The organism is Acidovorax sp. KPB24-03 (assembly GCF_057546605.1).
On sequence record NZ_BAAJYR010000564.1, the window covers coordinates 1 to 1815 of the forward strand.

Here is a 1815-nt window from a genome sequence, read left to right on the forward strand (position 1 = left end):
CTCGCCCACGTGGGTGAAGCCGCCCGCCCCACGCCCCAGCAGGCCGCCGCCGGCCAGCGCCCTTTCGTGCGTGACGAAGGCGCTGGCGCTCTGGCGGGCGAACTGGGTGATGAGCGGGTCGGCATCCAGGTAGGTGTAGCTCAGCGCCACGCGCCAGCCGGGCGCGACCCAGCCGGCCAGTTCGGCCTCCAGGCCCCGGTTGCGGACCTTGCCGGGCACCGGCACCAGGTACACGCCGTCGTCGTCCCAGGTGGCCGTGTTGCGCTTGCTGATGTCGAACAGCGCCACGCTGCCGCCCAGGCGCGCATCGGCGCTCTGCCACTTCATGCCCAGCTCGCGCGCGGTGCCGATCTCGGGCTGGATCTGCTGGCCGGACGCGGTGGTCTGGGCCTGCGCGCGGAACGATCGCCCGGCGCTGGCGTACACCGACACCTCGGGCGTGGCCAGCCAGGTCAGGCCCAGGCGCGGCGAGGTGGCGCTCGGGTCCTGGGTGGTGACGCGGCCCGTGCTGCGCTCGTCGATCTCGCCGCGGTAGCGGTCGTGGCGCACGCCGGCCAGGAGCTTCCACTGGGGCGTGAGGCTGATCTGGTCCTGCACGTAGAAGGCGGTGGTGCGGTCTTCCACCGTGCGGTCGATGGCGCGGGCCGTGAGCGCGGGCCGCGCGGCGGCGCCGTACACCGGGTTGGCCACGCTGATGCCGTAGCCGAAGCGACCGCCGCCCGCCTGGGTGAGCATGGTCTGGTCCATGTCGAAGCGCGACACCTCGGCGCCGACCAGCAGCTCGTGCTGGAAGGCCCCGGTTGTGAGGCGCCCGTTCAGGTCGAGCTGCACCGTGGTGTCGTCGGACCGGAAGTCGCGGCGGATGAGCCGGCGGCACAGCCAGCCGCTGGCCTCGACCGAGGTCTGGCAGGGCGACGGGCCGTATTGGTGGGATTCGCTGGCCAGGCCCGCCAGCGTGTTGCGCTTGTATTGCAGGCCGGCGCGCAGGCTCCAGTCGGGCGACAGTGCCTGCTCCAGGAAGAACTGGTGCGTCTGGTTGTCCACGGTGATGTCTCCGTCGCCGGGTTCGCCGTAGAAGCGCGAGGTGGGCACCGCGCCCAATTGGCCGTTGACCGAGACCACGCCCCGGTCGAGCGGCGCGCGCTGGCGCAGCCACTCGCCGTCGTAGCGCAGCACGGTGTCGGGGCCGAGCTTCCAGGTGATGGCGGGGGCGATCAGCTCGCGGCGGCTGTGCACGAAGTCGCGGAAGCTGTCCTTGTCCTCCACCGACACGTTGAGGCGGTAGGCCAGCGTGGCGGGCTCGGTGGCGCTGCCGTTCAGCGGGCCGGTGCTGTCCAGCGCGATGCGCCTGGCGTCGTGCGTGCCGTAGTAGGCCTCGACCGAATGCGCGGCCTTGAACCGGGGCGGCTTGGTCACGACGTTCACCGTGCCGCCCGGCTCGCTGTTGCCGTACAGCGCACCCATGGTGCCCTTGAGGAATTCGAAGCGCTCCACGTTGGCGGTGTCGCGCGGCGCGTTGAAGCCGCGGTTGGCCGGCATGCCGTTGCGCAGCAGGCCCATGCCCATGTCTTCGTGGCCCACGAAGCCCCGCATGGCCACGTTGTCCCAGATGCCGCCGAAGTTGTTCTGCCGCGAGACCGCCCGCCGACGTAGTCGAGCACGTCGTCCAGCTTGGTGGCGCCCAGGTCGTCGATGGCCTGGCGCGTGACGATGCGCACCGACTGCGGCAGCTCGCGCAGCGGCAAGTCGGTCTTGGCGCCTGCGGCTTCGTCAGCGTGATAGGCGCCGGATTCCGTGCGGCCCACCACTCGACAG

At 71.6% G+C, this 1815-nt stretch carries 1 pseudogene; it reads right to left on the reverse strand.

The features are described from left to right. A pseudogene (locus tag AC27KI_RS23985) lies at positions 1-1623 on the reverse strand (TonB-dependent siderophore receptor); the annotation flags it as partial. Between the last annotated feature and the right edge of the window lie 192 nt (positions 1624-1815).